Source organism: Blastococcus sp. OS1-29, from assembly GCF_057628075.1.
The window spans coordinates 233180-250269 of record NZ_JBXXJK010000009.1; the positions used below are offsets into that span (position 1 = coordinate 233180).

The 17090-nt window shown below is 72.0% G+C and carries 17 protein-coding genes; 6 read left to right on the forward strand and 11 right to left on the reverse strand.

Annotated elements, in window-relative coordinates; all coding sequences use genetic code 11:
* Window positions 1–214 precede the first annotated feature (214 nt).
* A complete protein-coding gene (locus AC2H4J_RS22030) occupies window positions 215–658 on the forward strand; it encodes a hypothetical protein (protein ID WP_487467057.1) in 444 nt (147 codons plus the stop codon).
* On the opposite strand, the gene AC2H4J_RS22035 is transcribed toward AC2H4J_RS22030, so the two are convergent.
* A complete protein-coding gene (locus tag AC2H4J_RS22035; RefSeq protein WP_487467058.1) occupies window positions 585–1244 on the reverse strand; it encodes a response regulator transcription factor in 660 nt (219 codons plus the stop codon). The two genes, AC2H4J_RS22030 and AC2H4J_RS22035, sit on opposite strands and share 74 nt — an antisense overlap.
* The gene (locus AC2H4J_RS22040) at window positions 1241–2377 is read right to left on the reverse strand and encodes a sensor histidine kinase (RefSeq protein WP_487467059.1); all 1137 of its coding nucleotides are present in this window, start codon (window positions 2375–2377) and stop codon (window positions 1241–1243) included. The genes AC2H4J_RS22035 and AC2H4J_RS22040 overlap by 4 nt, the downstream gene beginning before the upstream one ends.
* 183 nt (window positions 2378–2560) lie before the next feature.
* Between AC2H4J_RS22040 and AC2H4J_RS22045 the strand changes: the two genes are divergently transcribed.
* Together AC2H4J_RS22045 and AC2H4J_RS22050 are read left to right on the forward strand one after the other, a co-directional pair.
* On the forward strand, window positions 2561–3433 hold the full coding sequence (locus AC2H4J_RS22045) for an ATP-binding cassette domain-containing protein (protein WP_487467060.1): 873 nt from the start codon (window positions 2561–2563) through the stop codon (window positions 3431–3433).
* A gap of 27 nt (window positions 3434–3460) precedes the next feature.
* Window positions 3461–4219: a hypothetical protein gene (locus AC2H4J_RS22050; RefSeq protein WP_487467061.1), complete on the forward strand. Its 759-nt coding sequence runs from the start codon at window positions 3461–3463 to the stop codon at window positions 4217–4219.
* Window positions 4220–4270: 51 nt separating this feature from the next.
* Here AC2H4J_RS22050 and AC2H4J_RS22055 read toward each other — a convergent pair whose 3' ends face one another.
* Both AC2H4J_RS22055 and AC2H4J_RS22060 read right to left on the reverse strand, forming a co-directional pair.
* A complete protein-coding gene (locus AC2H4J_RS22055) occupies window positions 4271–5131 on the reverse strand; it encodes a hypothetical protein (RefSeq protein WP_487467062.1) in 861 nt (286 codons plus the stop codon).
* Window positions 5132–5232: 101 nt separating this feature from the next.
* Complete coding sequence (locus AC2H4J_RS22060) at window positions 5233–5730, reverse strand: winged helix-turn-helix transcriptional regulator (protein ID WP_487467063.1); 498 nt, start codon at window positions 5728–5730, stop codon at window positions 5233–5235.
* A gap of 99 nt (window positions 5731–5829) precedes the next feature.
* On the opposite strand from AC2H4J_RS22060, the gene AC2H4J_RS22065 reads away from it, so the two are divergent.
* Window positions 5830–6312, forward strand: a complete 483-nt coding sequence (locus tag AC2H4J_RS22065; protein WP_487467064.1) for an SRPBCC family protein — start codon at window positions 5830–5832, stop codon at window positions 6310–6312.
* 7 nt (window positions 6313–6319) lie between these two features.
* Here AC2H4J_RS22065 and AC2H4J_RS22070 read toward each other — a convergent pair whose 3' ends face one another.
* The 7 genes from AC2H4J_RS22070 to AC2H4J_RS22100 form a co-directional block, all read right to left on the reverse strand.
* Complete coding sequence (locus AC2H4J_RS22070; protein WP_487467065.1) at window positions 6320–7351, reverse strand: molybdopterin-dependent oxidoreductase; 1032 nt, start codon at window positions 7349–7351, stop codon at window positions 6320–6322.
* A 7-nt stretch (window positions 7352–7358) separates the two neighbouring features.
* Window positions 7359–7757, reverse strand: a complete 399-nt coding sequence (locus AC2H4J_RS22075; protein WP_487467066.1) for a DUF1707 SHOCT-like domain-containing protein — start codon at window positions 7755–7757, stop codon at window positions 7359–7361.
* Window positions 7758–7869: 112 nt separating this feature from the next.
* On the reverse strand, window positions 7870–8529 hold the full coding sequence (locus tag AC2H4J_RS22080) for an SRPBCC family protein (protein ID WP_487467067.1): 660 nt from the start codon (window positions 8527–8529) through the stop codon (window positions 7870–7872).
* Window positions 8526–10949: an aerobic carbon-monoxide dehydrogenase large subunit gene (cutA, locus tag AC2H4J_RS22085; RefSeq protein WP_487467068.1), complete on the reverse strand. Its 2424-nt coding sequence runs from the start codon at window positions 10947–10949 to the stop codon at window positions 8526–8528. Before cutA ends, AC2H4J_RS22080 begins: the two co-directional genes overlap by 4 nt.
* Complete coding sequence (locus AC2H4J_RS22090; protein WP_487467069.1) at window positions 10946–11482, reverse strand: (2Fe-2S)-binding protein; 537 nt, start codon at window positions 11480–11482, stop codon at window positions 10946–10948. Before AC2H4J_RS22090 ends, cutA begins: the two co-directional genes overlap by 4 nt.
* Window positions 11479–12342: an FAD binding domain-containing protein gene (locus AC2H4J_RS22095; RefSeq protein WP_487467070.1), complete on the reverse strand. Its 864-nt coding sequence runs from the start codon at window positions 12340–12342 to the stop codon at window positions 11479–11481. The genes AC2H4J_RS22090 and AC2H4J_RS22095 overlap by 4 nt, the downstream gene beginning before the upstream one ends.
* On the reverse strand, window positions 12339–13817 hold the full coding sequence (locus AC2H4J_RS22100; RefSeq protein ID WP_487467071.1) for a uracil-xanthine permease family protein: 1479 nt from the start codon (window positions 13815–13817) through the stop codon (window positions 12339–12341). The genes AC2H4J_RS22095 and AC2H4J_RS22100 overlap by 4 nt, the downstream gene beginning before the upstream one ends.
* A 184-nt stretch (window positions 13818–14001) precedes the next feature.
* Between AC2H4J_RS22100 and AC2H4J_RS22105 the strand changes: the two genes are divergently transcribed.
* Together AC2H4J_RS22105 and AC2H4J_RS22110 are read left to right on the forward strand one after the other, a co-directional pair.
* A complete protein-coding gene (locus AC2H4J_RS22105; protein ID WP_487467072.1) occupies window positions 14002–15525 on the forward strand; it encodes an AllF/FdrA family protein in 1524 nt (507 codons plus the stop codon).
* Entirely contained in the window at window positions 15522–16931 is a 1410-nt protein-coding gene (locus tag AC2H4J_RS22110) for a YlbE family protein (RefSeq protein ID WP_487467073.1), read from the forward strand. The genes AC2H4J_RS22105 and AC2H4J_RS22110 overlap by 4 nt, the downstream gene beginning before the upstream one ends.
* Window positions 16932–17090: the final 159 nt, after the last annotated feature.

Here is a 17090-nt window from a genome sequence, read left to right on the forward strand (position 1 = left end):
GGTGTCGATCGCTGCGGCGAATGCTGTCCGTGGCCGGGTCGAATCCTCCATTGCACCTAGGTCGTACGACCTCTTGGCCGTGACCGCGGTCGTGCAGTCGGCAACCTCATCCGCGCGGAACGACGTTGCTACCCGCGCACAGTCCCGGCAGCCGGCGGTGTCACGAAGTGCCGGTCTCTTCCGTCGAGTGGGTGACGAAGGGAGATTCACCGCCATGACCCTGCTGCTGCGCCTCGGGCTGCTGCTGATGGCCGGCGTCGAGTGGGTGCTCGGGCTGTGGACGGCGTTCCTGCCGCGGAGCTTCTACGAGGACGTGCCGACGGTCGACCTCACGCCGCCGTTCAGCGAGCACCTGATGCGCGACTTCGGCGGGGCCACGCTGGGCCTGGCGATCGCCCTCACCGCGGCCGCCGTCTGGCCGGAGCGGCGCCTGGTCGTCGTGGCACTGCTGGCCTACCTCGCCTTCGCCGTCCCCCATCTGCTGTTCCACGTGGGACACCTGCACGGGGCGACGGCGCTGGAGTCGACGGTGCTGACGGCGCTGCTGGTGGGTTCGGTCGTGCTGCCGGTGGCGCTGCTCGTGCTCAGCCGTCGAGCAGACCCGCCTCGTGGGCGAGGATCGCCGCCTGCGTCCGGTTCGCCAGGTCGAGCTTGGTGAGCAGCCGCGAGACGTAGGTCTTCACGGTCGCCTCGCTGACGAACAGCTTCTTGGCCAGGTCGGCGTTGCTGTCGCCGGTGCCCAGCAGCTGCAGCACCTCGCGCTCGCGGTCGGACAGCTCCGCGATCCGCTGCAATGCCTGCGCCTTGCGTGGAGCGGCGGCCTTGTCCACGTACGACTCGATCAGCTTCGCCGTCACCTTGGGCGACAAGGTCGCGGTGCCGTCGGCGACGGCCCGCACGGCGGCGGCGATCTCGCGTGGTGGGGTGTCCTTGAGCAGGAAGCCGGCCGCGCCGGCGGCCAGGGCCGCGTACACGTACTCGTCCACGTGGAACGTCGTGAGGACGGCGACCTGCGGCGGCTTCGGCAGCGCCAGCAGCTGCTTGGTCGCGGCCAGCCCGTCCATCACCGGCATGCGGATGTCGGTGAGGACGACGTCCGGCCCCAGCTCCCTGGCCGCCGCGACGCCGTCCGCACCGTTGCCCGCCTCGCCGACGACCTCGAAGTCGCCGGCCGCCTCGAGCACGGTGCGCAGCCCGAACCGCACCAGTTCCTCGTCGTCGACGAGCAGCACCCGGATGGTCATGCCGGCAGCTCCGCCACGACCTCGAAGCCGCCGTCGAGTCGCGGGCCCGCCGTCAACCGGCCGCCGAGGGTGCGCACCCGCTCACCCAACCCCACGAGTCCATAGCCGCCGCCGGGGGCCGGCTCCGAGGGCCGTCCCGGCCCGTTGAGCACGCGGACGACGAGGCGACCGGGCGAGCAATCGACGGCCACGCTCACCGCCGCGCCGGGCGCGTGCTTGGCGGCATTGGTCAGTGCCTCCTGCACGATCCGGTACGCCGCGCGGCTCACCGCGGGGTCGATCAGGGCGCCGTCGGGCGGTTCGCTGAGCTCGACGATCACGCCGGCCTGCCGCGACTCCTCGACGAGACGGGGGACGGCGTCGAGCCCGGGCTGCGGCGCCAGCGGCGCGTCCTCGGCCTCACCCGTGCGCAGCACGCCGACCATCTGGCGCAGCTCGTCGAGCGCCTGCCGGCCGGCGGTCTGCATCTGACCGGCGAGCTGCTCGACCCGCTGCCGGTCGGCCGCCGCCATCTCGATCGCGCCGGCCTGCAGCACCATGAGGCTGACCCGGTGGCCGACGGCGTCGTGCATCTCGCGCGCGATGCGGGTCCGCTCGGTGAGGACCGCGTCGCGGGCGAGGAGCTCCTGCTCCGCCTCCGCGCGCTCGGCCCGCTCGCGCAGCGCGCTGAGCAGCTGGGCGCGGGTGCGCACGTAGATGCCGACGGCGCCGGGCAGCAGCACGAGGACGGCGCCGCCCAGCCAGCGGCTGACCTGCTCGCCCGCGGGGCCGCCGTCCCACGGCCGGGCGACCACGAGCACGCCGGCGGCCGCGGCGGCGTATCGCTGCGGCCACCGGCCGTCGTAGCGGCCCACCGCGTAGCCGAGCACGGTCAGTGCGCCGTTGAGGGCGGGGGAGAGCAGTGACAGGGCGGCGCTGAGCAGGAACGGCGCGAACGGCGCCCGGCGGCGCAGGGTCAGCGTCAGCACGAAGACGACGGCGGACAACGCGGCGAACACCGCGACCGACACCGCGCCGCGGTCGCCGGTGGCAGCGCCCGCGCTGATCGCCCCGGTGCTCAGCACCGCGAGGACGAACTCGAGCACGATCCCACGCGTGCGGAGGCCTGGCCAGATGCGGTCCCGGAGCCTCATGTGACGGAGCGTAGGTGGCGGCTCGCCGTCCCCGGGTCGGCCGCAAGGAGCGTTCGCGCGTCAACTTTCGGATGACGGCGGGACGACGTCCGGGGACCCGAGATCTGGTCGTGCGGCCGACGCGGTGACCAGGCCGTTCTCGGCAGATTGGTCGTCGACAGCAGGCGACCTCTGGAGGATCAGATGATCACGGTCAGCGGACTGACCAAGCAGTACGGCGCACGGACCGTCGTCGACGACGTGTCCTTCACCCTGGAGCCCGGCACGGTGACCGGCTTCCTCGGCCCGAACGGCGCCGGCAAGACGACGACGATGCGGATGATCACCGGCCTGGTGCCGGCGTCCGCGGGTTCCGCGCTCGTCGACGGCCGGCCCTACGCCGCCGTGCCGAACCCGGGCTCGGTCATGGGCACGCTGCTCGACGCCGGCGCCGTGCACCCCGGCCGCACCGGCCGCACGCACCTGCGACTGCTGGCCGACGCGATCGGCGTGCCCGCATCCCGGGTCGACGAGGTGCTCGAGCTGGTGGGCCTGTCGGACGCCGGCGGTCGGCGGATCCGCGGCTACTCCCTCGGCATGCGGCAGCGGCTCGGGATCGCCGGGGCGCTGCTGGCCGACCCGCCGGTGCTGATGTTCGACGAGCCGGCCAACGGCCTGGACCCGGAGGGCATCCGCTGGATGCGCGGGCTGCTCCGCGGCCACGCGGCGCGCGGCGGCACGGTGCTGCTGTCCTCGCACCTGCTCGGCGAGGTCGAGCACACCGTCGACCGGCTGCTGGTGATCGGTGGCGGGCGGATCGTCGCCGACGGTCCGGTGGCGTCGCTCCTGGGTTCGGACGGCGTCTCCGTCCGATCCACCGAACCGGCCGCGCTGGCCGCGGATCTGGTGGCCCGCGGATTCGCCGTCTCCCCCGGCGACGACGGCGCGCTGATCGTGACCGGCATCTCCCCGACCGACGTCGGCGTCGTCGCCGCCACCGGCGGCCACGTGCTCTGCGAACTCCGGCCGCTGCAGCGCGGCCTGGAGGACGTCTTCTTCTCCCTCACCGCGGCCTGAGCCGCGACCCTTTCTGGAGGTTTCGCCATGACCACAGCAGTTGCTTCTCCCGTCCAGGTCCGCCCCACCACCCGACGGACCAGTCCGTCACTGCCCGCGGCCGTCTGGCTGGAGGCGCGCAAGTCGCTGTCCACCCGGTCGGGGCTCGCCCTGGTGGTCTCCGCCGTGCTGCTGGCGCCGGCCGCCATCGCGATCGCCGCCGGAACGGCCGGCCAGCCGCTCGACAACGTGCTGGGCCCGCTGGTCGTCACCGGGATGCTCACCGCGCTGGTGCTCGTCTCGCTCGGTGTGCTGTCGACCGCCGGGGAGTGGAGCCACGGCAGCGTGCAGACGACGTTCCTGCTCGAGCCGCGGCGCGGGCGGGTGCTGGCCGCGAAGGCCGGGGCGGTCGCGCTGCTGGGCGCGGTGATCGCCCTGGTGGCTGCCGGGCTCTCCTCGTTGCTGCTCGTCGTGATGGAGCCGTCGGCGTCCTGGGACGGCGGCGCGCGGGCGATCGGCATGGTCGCGCTGGCCGGAGCGACGTTCGCGCTGATCGGGGCGGGCGTCGGGGCGGCTGTCGGCAACACGCCGGGCGCGCTGACCGGCTTCTACCTGGTGGAGCTCGGCCTGCTGCCGGCGCTGCAGGTGTTCAAGCCCGAGGTGGCCGACAAGATCGACCCGGGCAACGCCGTCCTCAGCCTGGCGCAGGGCGACCACACGGCGCTGTCGATCACGATCCTCACCGTCTGGGTGGGGGTTGCGGTGATCGCCGGTGCGGTGATGACCCGCCGCCGCGCCGTCCAGTAGTCCGGAGATCGACACACGCTGAGGGCCCTCTCGATCCGATCGAGAGGGCCCTCAGCGTGCTTTCGGGTCCGGCTGGAGGACGGAGCCGCCGCGCAGCCCCTGGTTCCACAGCTCGATCGTCTGGGCCACCCAGAACCAGGCGAACAGCACGATCATGCTGGTCTCCAGGGTGAGCACCCACCAGCGGAACCCCGCGAGGTGCGCGACGACGTTCGCGACGACCGCGACCATCATGAGCGTGCCGACGACGGTGTACCGGTTGCGCCAGATCGAGCGCGGGGCCACGGCGTTGTGGGCCCGGTGGACGGCGGCTGCGTTGAGCCAGACGTTTCCGAAGATGAAGCCGAACATGGCGACGGCCGCGACGTCGTGCCCGTGGTCGAGCAGGAGCGTGCGGTCCCAGGCGTAGACGGCCGTGCTGGCCAGGAAGAGCACCGCGATGGCCCAGAACCCGAGCAGGGCCACCGGACCGGGGCGGTCGGGCCGGGCGGAGCGGAGGCTCAGGTGCGTGAGGAGTCCGACGACGAGGAGCGCGAGGCCACCCGCGACCAGCAGGCCCAGCATGTTGTTGTCGACGTTGGCGAGCCGGTTCCTCGTGTCGGTGAGGACCGAACCGCAGGTCCCGGGGTGGGGATAGGGCACGAACGCGACGACGGGGGCGCAGACGCCGGCCAGGTTGAGCAGCACGTCCTCCCAGTCGGTGTTGCCGCGCAGCGCGACGAGGCTCACGCCGATCGTCACCAGCGCCGCGACGAGGAAGCCCTGGACCGGCGTGTAGTAGTAGGCGCTGATCGAGAGCTGCCAGCAGCCCCCGCGCGTCCTGCCGTGCTCGTACAGGACGCAGGCGAACAGACCGACGACCAGCGCGATCATCGCCAGTCGCAGGTACCGGTAGGTCTTGACGGCGGCCATCGACGGTTCGGTCCTGTGTGCGGCTGCCCCCGCCGGAATCGGCACCCGGACACTCTCGCAGCCGCCGCCGGCAGCCGATGGTCAGTGAGTGGGGTGTCGGGCTACCCCGGGCGGACGGCCCGCTGGGCCACCCGCTCGGCGCGCTCGGCCGGCATGCCGGGGCCGGGCAGAGCCACCACCTCGGCAGCGTCGTCCACCGCGCCGCAGGACGTGCAGACCACCTCGTGAGTGACGGGAGACCCGCAGGCTGCGTGGCGGTAGAGGATGGGCGGGCCGTCCGGAGCCGCCCACCGGTCGCCCCACTCGGTCAGCGCGATGAGGGCCGGCGCCAGGTCGCGCCCCTTCTCGGTGAGCAGGTACTCGTGCAGCTCCGGCTGCTGGGAGTACAGCGTCCGTCGCATGATGCCCGCCTCGACGAACCCGTCGAGGCGGGTCGTGAGGATGTTCGGTGCGATGCCGAGGCTGCGCTGGAAGTCGGTGAAGCGGGTGGATCCGGCGAACAGTGCATTGCGCACGATCAGGACGCTCCACCGCTCGCCCACCACCTCGAGCGCCCGCGCGATCGAGCAGACCTGGTCGTCGTACGTCTTCCCCAGCACGAGGTCATCGTAGGCGGTGCGCTTGCATCATGAAAGCGGCACTGGCATGGTGACTTGCGTCATGCAAGTGCCTGGCGCTGGAGCCCCCCGGAGGAAGCAATGAGCGGATCGAGCTACACCACGTCATTCAGGGTCGAGCGGACGCCGGCCGAGGTCTTCGACGCGATCAACGACGTCCGCGGCTGGTGGATGACGACGGTCGACGGCGACAACCGCGCGATCGGCGACGAGTTCTCCTACCGGGTGCCGGACGTGCACTTCTGCAGGATGCGCGTGACCGAACTGGTGCCGGGCGAAAAGGTGGTGTGGACGGTCGTCGACAACCACATGGGCTTCATCTCCGACCAGAGCGAGTGGATCGGCACCGAGATCCGGTTCGAGCTGGCGGAGAAGGACGGCGGCACCGAGCTGCGCTTCACCCACGACGGGCTCGTGCCCGACTACGAGTGCTTCGACATCTGCCGGAACGCATGGACCTTCTACGTCGGGCAGAGCCTGCGCGGCCTGGCCGCCACGGGCGTGGGCGAGCCGTCCGACCCCGACACGCTCAGCCTCGGGGAGGAAGCGTCGCGCGCCGGATGAACCGCGCTCACTGGAGCGGGAACGGTGGCTGACGCCACCATGCTGCGTCGACGACCTCGATCCGCTCCACCCACTTGACCCACCAGAAGCCGCGCCGCCCGGGGGCGACCAGTCGCACCGGAGCCCCGTGCCCGTCCGAGAGCGGCTGCCCGGCCGCGGACGTCGCGAGCAGGAGCGTCGTCGCGTCGCGGAGCGGGAGGCGGCGGCGGTAGCCGGTGCGGGAGACGACATCGACACTGCCGTCCGCCGGCAGGCTGTCGCCGGTCAGCTCGGTGAGCAGCCGGTCGAGGCGGACGCCGCCCCAGTCCTGGGCGGCGTACCAGCCGCCGGTGCAGTCGATGACGGCCCGGACGCGGTCACCTCGGATGAGATCGCCGACCGGGATCCGGGCGTGCTGGCTGCCGAACACGAAGGTGACCGTGTCGTGGGTCGTCGTCGGCACGGTGTCGGTGAACCACTGGGTGACCGGCATGACGGTCGGGTCGTCGGTGCCGTGCTCGAGCGAGCCGGTGCCGCGGCGGTCGGCGCCGGGGGCGCCGGTGAGGCGCAGGACGCCCTCGCCGACGGTCCAGAGGGCGGCCGCGCCCGCGGCAAGGGCGCCGGTCCTGAGCAGAGTCCGGCGAGACAGGTCGGTGCGGCGGGGGCGCTGGCGTCGTCCCCAGGCGTGGATCAGGAGCAGCGGGAGCACGCAGACGGCGATGGCGACGTGGAACAGCAGCATGGTGAGCGGCGCGACCCCGATGGCGTGCAGGACGCCGCTCAGTACGGCGATCGCGACGAGGACCCCGAGCCAGGTCGCCAGCGTGCCGGTGTTCGCGGAGTGAGCCCGCGAACGGCGGACGATCACGGTCTTCCACGGGACCAGGAGCAGCAGTCCGAGGCCCGCGGCGCCGTGGATCGCGACGACGACGGCCGTGGCCGGCGGTGCGCCGAACCCGTAGGCGAGGACGCCCGTGGCGAAGGCGAGGAGGAGCAGGCCGAGGAGGGCGAGGTTGGTGCGCCGGCCGGCGCGGCGGGGCAGCGCCGACCTCACCGCCATGGCGTACTCACCAGCGCCGGCTGAACCGCCGGTGCCGCAGGAACATGAACACGAGGAAGAGGGCGAACAGCGGCGGGGCGCCGTAGACCACGGCCATCACCAGCGACCAGGCGAACAGCATCGCCACGACCAGCAGGAGCACAGCCGCAGGTATCGGGATGCGCGGCCGCGTCTGACGGAGAGGGGGCGCCTGTTCGCCGGGTAGGTCGGCGGTCAGTGCGGGCAGCTCGTCGAGGTAGACGGACGCGTGCGCCCGGACGACGCGCTCGTCGAACTCCTCGACGGTCAGCCGGCCCTCGCCGAAGTGCTTGCCGAGCTGCTCGACGACCCGCTGACGATCCTTGTCGCCTGCTCGCATCCGGGGCTGGAGTTCCCCCATGGCCTGTGCCTCCTCGAGGTCCGTCACCCCATGATGCGCCGAAACGTCGCTTGGGGGCGAGGAGATGACCGGACCGACGTTCTTCCAACGACGGCACGGGCACGATTGGTGCCCGGATCCGCGAGGAGTGCGCCGCCGATCAGCGGGCGCGGCGGCCCATCCGGAAGCCGATCAGGACGCCGAGGAGGGTGAGCACTGCGCCGCCGACGGCACCCAGAGCGAGCGTCCGCACGTCGGCAGGCACCGCGGTCGCAGCAGCGGCCCGGCCGGCGAAGACCTGCGGCGCTCCGGCAGCCGGAGCAGCCATAGCCGCCTCGCCGGCGGCGACGGCGGACGGCGCCGCAGCGATCGGCGTGACCTTGCCGGCCAGCTCGTTGTCGATCGCCGTGAAGAACTGGCCGGCCATCCGCTTCGCGACGCCGGTGATCATCCGCTGGCCGACGCCCGCGACCGGGCCGCCGATCACCGCGTCCGCGGAGTAGGTCAGTGTCGTCGTCCCGCCGTCCGCGGGCTCCAGGTTGATCGTCACCTCGGCGCGAGCGTTCCCCGGCGCACCGGCACCGGACGCGTGCATGACGTAGGACGTCGGGTGCTGCTTGTCCGAGAGCTTCACCGAGCCGGCGTACGAGCCGCGGATGGCGCCGACTCCCACCGACACGATCATCTTGTACTCGTCGTCCCCGACGTGGACCAGCGACTCGCAGCCGGGGATCGTCCGCGCCAGCACAGCCGGGTCGGTGATGACCTCCCACACCCGCTCCGGGGGAGCAGAAAGCACCGCAGAGCCGTCGAGGTTCACGAATTCGCTCCAGTCCCCGCACGGCGCCCGGCCGTCGCGGTCATTTCCGATTCAGGGTTGCGTACCAGGTCGTACAGCTCGGTGGGGGAGATGGGCATCGACGCGATCCGCCGTCCCACCGCGTCCTCGATGGCGGACGCGATGGCCGCCGTCCCGGGGATGACGCCGGCCTCGCCGGCGCCCTTGATGCCCAGAGGGTTCAGCGGAGACGGCGTGGTCTGGTGGTCGATCACCACGTCGGGGACCTCGGATGCGTACGGCATGAGGAAGTCCATGAACGACGCGTTCTGCAGCTGCCCGTCGGCGTCGTAGGCCATCCGCTCGTACAGCGCCCCGCCCACGCCCTGCGCGACGCCGCCGTGCACCTGCCCCTCGACGATCATCGGGTTCACCACGTTGCCGCAGTCGTGGACCACCGCGTACTTCACGATCTCGATCTCCCACGTCGCCGGGTCGATCTCCACGATCGCCGCGTGCGCCCCGGACGCGAACGTCGAGCGGATCGGCGAGTAGTAGTCGCGGTGCTCCAGGCCGGGGGCGTCCCCGACCGCCACCGGCGGCTTGGAGTCGTCGCCCGGCCCGGCGAACTGGGTCGCCTGCTTCGCCGCCTCGTCGAAGGCGTACCGCAGCGGGTTCGACAGCACCGCCACCGTCCGCAGCGGGATGGACGAACCGGGCACCCCGCGCACCGAGATCAGGCCCTCGTCGATCTCCAGGTCCTCCGGCGCGGCCTCCAGCACGTCGGCCGCGATCCGCAGCGCCTTCTCCCGCACCCCGCGGGCGGCCAGGGCGATCGCGTTGCCGCTCATCACCGCGGCCCGCGAGGCGAACGTCCCGACGGCGTAGCCGAAGCGGCGTGTGTCGCCGGTGGTCACCTCGATGTCCTCGATCGGCACCCCGAGCTCCGACGCCACGATCTGCGCGAACGCCGTCTCGTGGCCCTGCCCCTGCGACGTCAGCCCGGTCGACACCAGCACCTTGCCGCTGCCGAGCACCTGCACGTGGCCGCCCTCGTACGGCCCCGGCCCGGTGCCCTCCACGTACATCGCCATCCCGACGCCGAGCAGCTTGCCCCGCGCCGCGGCCTCATCGCGCAGCCGGGAAGCCTCCGACCAGCCGACCAGGTCCTTCAGCTTCGACATCAGCCCCGGGTAGTCGCCCGAGTCGTAGATGACCGGACGGCCGTCCTGGAACGTGAGGTGGTGGTCGTAGGGGAACTGGTCGGGCGTGATCAGGTTCCGCTCGCGGACGACGGCCCGGTCCACGTCGAGCGCGTCGGCGATGCGGTCCATCGTCCGCTCCATCGCGTAGCAGCCCTGCGGCCGCCCGGCGCCGCGGTACGGCGTCACGATCACGGTGTTCGTGTAGACCGACTCGACGATCACCCGGTAGACCGGGATCACGTAGGGCCCGACCAGCTGGGTCGCCGTCACGATCGGCACGATGATCCCGTACGGCGTGTACGCGCCGTTGTCGTGCCAGATGTGCACGTCGAGCGCCGTGACGCGGCCGTCGTCGTCGAACCCGACGGTGATCTCCTGCTTCTGCTGGCGCTCGTGCGCGGCGGAGATGAAGTGCTCGCGGCGGTCCTCGGTCCACTTCACCTCGCGGCCGAGGCTGATCGCGGCCAGCGGCACCAGCAGTTCCTCCGGCCACGGGTGCACGATCTTCACGCCGAAGCCGCCGCCGACGTCCGGCGCGATCACCTCGACCTTGTCCAGCGACAGCTCCAGCTTCGCCGCGATTGCCGCACGGACGGACGTCGACGCCTGCGTGCTCGTGTACACGCGGAGGCTCGAGTCGGCGGCGTCCCACCGCGCGTGCACGCCCTTGCCCTCCATCGGCGTGCAGGCGGACCGCTCGATGTACTGCGTGAACGAGAGCGTGTGCGGCGCCGTGGCCAGCGCCGGCTCGACGTCGCCGGTCTCCTGGTGGTGCCGCGCCGCGACGTTGTCCGGGATCTCCTCGTGCACCGCGTGCTTCGCCTCGCGGGCGGTGTCCACGCCGACGACGACCGGCAGCTCCTCGTAGGAGACGACGATGCGGTCGCAGGCGTCCTCGGCGACGTACCGGTCGGTGGCCACCACCATGACGATCGGCTCGCCGACGTGGTTCACCTCGCCGTTGGCCAGCGGGTACCCGGTGCGCGGCGCGGTGAGCTGCGGGTGCGGGATGAGCACCGGCAGCGGCTCGGCCATCGGGCCGTGCAGGTCCTCGTACGTGTAGATGGCGATCAGGCCCTCGACGTCCAGGGCGCCCTCGACATCGATGTCGGTGATCCGCGCGTGGGCGTGCGGGGAGCGGACGAAGGCTGCCGCCAGGGCGCCCGAGCCGATGTCGTCCAGGTAGCGACCCTTGCCGATGATCAGCCGCGCGTCCTCGCGCCGGCGCACCGGCTCACCGAACAGCTTGGTGGTCACCCGCCCACCTCGGCGTCCTGGTGGTGGGTCTCCTGCATCGCCGCGGCCGCGTGGTGCACGGCCTTCTTGATGTTGGCGTAGCCGGTGCAGCGGCAGAGGTTGCCGCCGACCATGTCGTCGACCTCCTCCTCGGTGAGCTCGGCGGAGTTGTCCCGCGCCTCCAGACCGGCGGCGATCGTCATGAGGAAGCCCGGCGTGCAGAAGCCGCACTGCAAGGCGTGGCACTCGCGGAAGGCCTCCTGCACCGGGTGCAGGATCTGCCCGCCGCGGCTGTCGTCGCGCGCCAGGCCCTCGACGGTCTTCACCTCGTGCCCGTCGGCCTGCACGGCGAGCATCAGGCACGAGCGCACCGGGGCGCCGTCCACCAGCACCGTGCACGCCCCGCACACACCGTGCTCGCAGCCGACGTGCGTGCCGGTCAGCCCCAGGTCGTGGCGCAGGGCGTCCGACAGCAGCCGCCGCACGGGCACGGTCGCTTCACGTGGCACACCGTTCACGGTCAGGGTGATGGTCCGCTCGGAGTCGACGGTCACGCGATTCCCCCAACAGCTTCGGCGAGCATTCGTTCGGTCAGGACCCCGACCAGCAGGCGGCGGTAGTCCGCGCTGGCGTGCAGGTCGGTGTCCGGGTCGACCAGGCTGCGGGCGAGCTTGCCCGCGCCGGCCCAGTCCGCGCCGTCGGCCGGCTGGCCGATCACCGCGTCGGTCAGGTCGTGCACCTCGGGCGTCAGTCCCACCGAGATGTAAGCAGCCCGGACGCGTTCGACGGTCCGGTCGGCGGACAGGGTGACGACGACGCCCCCGCCGCACACCGCGTAGTCGCCCTTCCGCCGGGCGACCTCGGCGAAGGCCGTGCCGGAACGCGGCGGCAGGGCCGGGAAGAAGGCGGAGGTGACGACCGCGGGACCGTGGATCGAGGTCTCCAGCGGGCCGACGAACAGGTCGCGCCAGCCGACGGTCTCGACGCCGTCCGGAGTGGCCACGGTGACGGATCCGTCGGTGAGGGCGAGGACCGAGGTCATCTCGCCCGAGGGGTCGGCGTGCGCGATGGAGCCGACGGTGGTGCCCCGGTTCCGGATCGCCGGGTGGGCGACGTTCGCCGTGGCGCGGGCCAGCAGGGGCTGCACCCGCGCCGCGGCGTCGTCCGTGAGCAGTGCGTTGTGCCGTACGAGCGCTCCCACCGTCACGCCGTCCCCGGTGGCCTCGATGAGATCGAGACCGGGCACCCGGTTGATGTCCACCAGCGTGGTCGGCGCCGCGAGCCGCATCGAGAGCAGCGGGAGCAGCGACTGGCCACCGGCGAGCACCTTGGCGCCCTGACCCTCGTCGGCGAGGACCGCGATGGCCTCGGCGAGGGTCCGGGGATCGGCGTAACGGAAGGGAGCAGGTTTCACCGGTTGAGCGTGCCCTCTCCCCGGTGGCCGTACCCACCCGGGCGCTCGCCTTCCAGCTCGTCGAGCGACGACGGGTCGGGCATCTCCTCGGCGCCGTGGATGCGGCCGAAGGTCGACCCGGCGGCGGGGTGCAGACCCTCGCGCGCCAGGGCCTCCTTCATCTCGACCGGGGCGAGGGCGCGGGCGAGGTGCCAGCCGGCGACCACGACGATCGTGCCGAGCGCGATACCGCCGAGGGAGTAGCTGTCGCTGAACTTCATCGTGACGTTCCCGATCGCGATGATGACGCCGGCGGCGATCGGGACGAGGTTGATCGGGTTCGCGAAGTCGACCCGGTTCTCCTTCCAGATCTTGACACCGAGCAGGCCGATCATCCCGTAGAGGACGACGGTGATGCCGCCCAGGACGCCGCCGGGGGTCGCGTAGATCAGCTGGCCGAACTTGGGGCAGAGGCCGAGCAGGATCGCCACGATCGCGGCCACGTAGTACGCCGCGGTCGAGTAGACCCGGGTCGCGGCCATGACGCCGATGTTCTCCGCGTAGGTGGTCGTGGGCGAACCGCCGACCGCCGAGGCGATCACGGTGCCGACACCGTCCGCGGCGATGGCCCGGCCCATGTACGGGTCGAGGTTGCGCTTGGTCATCGCGGCGACGGCCTTGACGTGCCCGGTGTTCTCCGCGATCAGTGCGATCACGGCGGGCAGCACGAGCAGGCTGAAGTTCAGCGAGAAGTGCGGTGCGGTGAAGTCGGGCAGGCCGAACCACTTCGCCTCGCCCACCTTGGAGAGGTCGATCCGGTCGTGCAGGCTGGGCTTCGTCGCGCCACCGACGACCGAGTTGATCTGGCCGGCGGTGACGTCGAGCAGCCACGAGAGCAGGAAGCCGAAGATCAGGCCGAGCAGGATCGCGATGCGGGCCCAGAAGCCGCGCAGCAGCAGCGAGGCGACGATGACGAACGCCATCGTGGCGAGCGCGACCCACTGGTCCTGCGGCCAGTAGATGCTGGCCACGACCGGCGCCAGGTTGAACCCGATCAGCAGCACAACGGCGCCAGTGACGGCCGGCGGCAGGATCTGGTGCAGGAAGCGCACGCCGGCGAAGTGGATGAGCAGACCGATCAAGGCCAAGACGACGCCGGAGATCAGGATCGAGCCGACGACGTCGCTGGAGTTCCCGCCCTGCGCCCGGATGGCGACCACACCGCCGACGAACGAGGCGCTGGTGCCCAGGTAGCTCGGGATCTTCCCGTTCACGATGAGCAGGAAGATGATCGTCGCGATGCCGCTCATCATGATCGCGAGGTTCGGGTCCAGGCCCATGACGAGCGGGAACACGAAGGTGGCGCCGAACATGGCCACGACGTGCTGCGCGCCGATACCGACCGTCAGCGGCCACGACAGTCGCTCGTCGGGGGCCACCGCCTCCCCCATCGGCGGGGTCTTGCCGTCCCCGTAGAGCTTCCAGCTGAACGCCATCTCCAGTGCCTCCTTGACGTGCACTTCCGACTCGATCCGGTGTCGGACGACGGGCCGCGGTCGCACCGGGCGGCGTCAATGTGTCACGGGGCACAGCCGGAAGGAAGTACCTCACCGCTAAATCGTTATGCCACTTTCGGGCGAATACTTCACCGCTGAGACATCTCTGGGTACGGTCCGTGGGGTGACCGCCACACCCTCCTCCGGGGCCCCTTCCGCACCAGCCGGAGCGCGCTCGGTCGTGCTCCGATCGGGGGTGTACGCGGACTCGGTGAAGCTGATGCAGGTGAGCCGCGACATCGGGTCCAGGGACGGCGTCACCGCGGTCCTCGTCGCCATGGCCACGCCGCTCAACCTCGAACTCGCGACCGCTATGGGGCTGGCCCCCGACGAGGACGCCTCGCCCGAGCAGTTGCTCATCGCCATCCGTGCGGACGACGACGAGACGCTCGCCGCGGCGGAGGCTGCCGTGGACGCCGCACTCGCCGCCCGCGAGCGCTCGACCGGCAGTGCCGCCGCCATCCCCCAGCGCACGATCGGCGCGGGGCTCGAGGAGCTGTCGCCGGAGACCGGAGCGCTCGCCATCGTCTCCGTGCCGGGCCAGTACGCCGTCGCCGAGGCCGCCGATGCGATCGCGGCCGCCCGCAGCGTGCTGGTCTTCTCCGACGGCGTCCCGGTCGAGCAGGAGGTCGCGCTCAAGCGCGCCGCCCACGACGCCGGCGTCCTGGTCATGGGCCCCGACTGCGGGACGGCGATCGTCTCCGGTGTCGCGCTGGGCTTCGCCAACGTCGTCCGCCCCGGGCCGGTCGGGCTCGTGGCCGCCAGCGGCACCGGCGCCCAGCAGATCTCGTCGCTGCTCGACATGGCCGGGGTCGGCGTCTCGCACGTGCTCGGCGTCGGTGGACGCGACCTGTCGGAGGCCGTCGGCGGCCTCGCCACGCTGGACGCCCTGGCCGCGCTGGACGCCGACCCGGCCACCGAGCGGATCCTGCTCGTCTCCAAGCCGCCGGCGCCGTCGGTCCAGGCATCCGTGGAGGCCGCGGCGGCCGAACTCTCGGTGCCGGTCCGGTCCGCCGTCCTCTCGGCCGAGACGCCGGATCTGACCGCAGCGGTCGAGGGCCTGCTGCGCGACATGGGACTCGACGTCCCCACCTGGCCGTCGCGCCCGGGACCTGCCGTGTCCGCGGTCCCGGGCGCGACCTTGAAGGGCCTCTACTCCGGAGGCACGCTCGCCGACGAGACGATGCTGCTCGCCGCCCCGGTGCTCGGCGACATCCGGTCCAACACCCCGCTGCGGCCCGAGCTGGCCCTCGGCGACGACCTGTTCGCCGCCGGTCACGTCGTCATCGACTTCGGGGACGACGCCCTGACCGTCGGCCGCGCGCACCCGATGATCGATCCGACACTGCGCCTGGAGGCCATCGCCGCGGTGGCGTCCGGGAACGAGCCGGCCGTGCTGCTGCTGGACGTCGTCCTCGGCTACGGCGCCGACCCCGACCCGGCGGCGGCGCTCGAACCGGCGCTGACCGCGGCCGTCGAGGCCGCGGAGTTCCCGTTGCCCGTGGTGGTCGCCCTGGTCGGCACCGAGAACGACCCGCAGGGCTGGAACCGGCAGGCCGACGCCCTCGAAGCCGCCGGCGCGGCCGTGTTCGCCTCCAACGCACAGGCCACCCGATACGCCCTCGACCTGCTGGGAGCAACGAAGTGACTCTGGGTGGACTGCTCTCCGGGCCGCCGGCCGTCGTCGCCGCGGGCGTCGACGTCTTCTCCGACGCGCTGCGCGCCCAGGGCGCCGAGGTGCACGACGTCGACTGGCGGCCGCCGGGCTTCGGCGACCCGGCCGACCTGGCCGCGGTGGCCCTCGACGTCCGCCGCGCCTCGGCCAACCGGACGGCGGTGGAGCGCGTGCTCGCCGCGGGTTCCGTGCTGGTCGACGTCCGCCCGGCGCGTGAGGTGCTCGACCTGCCCGACCGCATGCTCCTGCACGCCGGGCCGCCGATCGACTGGGAGCACGCCTCCGGACCGCTGCGTGGCGCCTTCATCGGCGCCTGTCTCTACGAGGGCTGGGCCGATTCGGAGGAGTCCGCGCAGCGCATGCTCGCCGCGGGCGAGATCCGGCTCGACCCGTGCCACCACCACCGCACGGTCGGGCCCATGGCCGGCGTCGTCAGCCCGTCGATGTGGATGTGGTGCCTGTCCGATCCCGTCCACGGCGGGCAGGCGTTCTGCTCCCTGAACGAGGGTCTGGGCAAGGTGCTGCGCTACGGCGCCTACGGCCCGGAGGTCATCGAGCGGCTGCACTGGATGTCCGACGTCCTCGGCCCGCTGCTGTCCCAGGCCGTCCGGTCCCGGCCCGGCGACCCGCTGGACGTCAAGGGGATCTTGGCCCAGATGCTGCAGATGGGCGACGAGGGCCACAACCGCAACCGCGCGGGCTCGCTGATGACGCTGCGGGAGCTGTCCCCGGCGATCGTCGAGGTGGATGCACCGTCGTCGGACATCTCCGCGGTGCTGCGCTTCATCGGTGGCAACGAGCACTTCTTCCTCAACCTCGGTATGCCGACGGCGAAGCTCGCGATGGACGCAGCCCGCGACATCCCCGGTTCCACGATGCTCACCGTGATGGCCCGCAACGGCACCGAGTTCGGCATCCAGACGGCCGGCACCGGCGACCGCTGGTTCACCGGCCCCGCGAACACCCCGGTCGGCCTGTTCCTCGGTGACTACGGGCCGGACGACGCGAACCCCGACATCGGTGACTCGGCGATCACCGAGACCTACGGCGTCGGCGGATTCTCGATGGCCGCGGCGCCCGCGATCGTGCGGTTCGTCGGCGGCTCGGTGCCCGACGCGCTGGCGACGACCGAGCGGATGTACCAGATCACCCTCACCGAGAACCCGGCGATGGCGATCCCGATCATGGGTTTCCGGGGTGCCCCTACCGGGATCGACGTCCTCAAGGTCGCGCGCACCGGCTGGCTGCCGCAGATCAACACCGGCATGGCCGGGCGGGTCGCGGGCGTCGGGCAGGTCGGCGCCGGGCTGGTGCAGCCGCCGCAGGAGGCCTTCGAGAAGGCACTGGTCGCGCTGGCCGAGGAAGCCCGCACCGCCTGATTCCCGTCGAGTCATACGAACTCGTGGTCATCAGAGGGGGCGGATTCAACTGGTCGTCGCAACACCAGCTTGTTGATCTTCGGAGAGTAGTCGGGCGAGGACTTCGGCTGGGGTCTTGAAGCCCAGGGTCTTGCGGGGGCGCCCGTTGAGTTTGGCGGC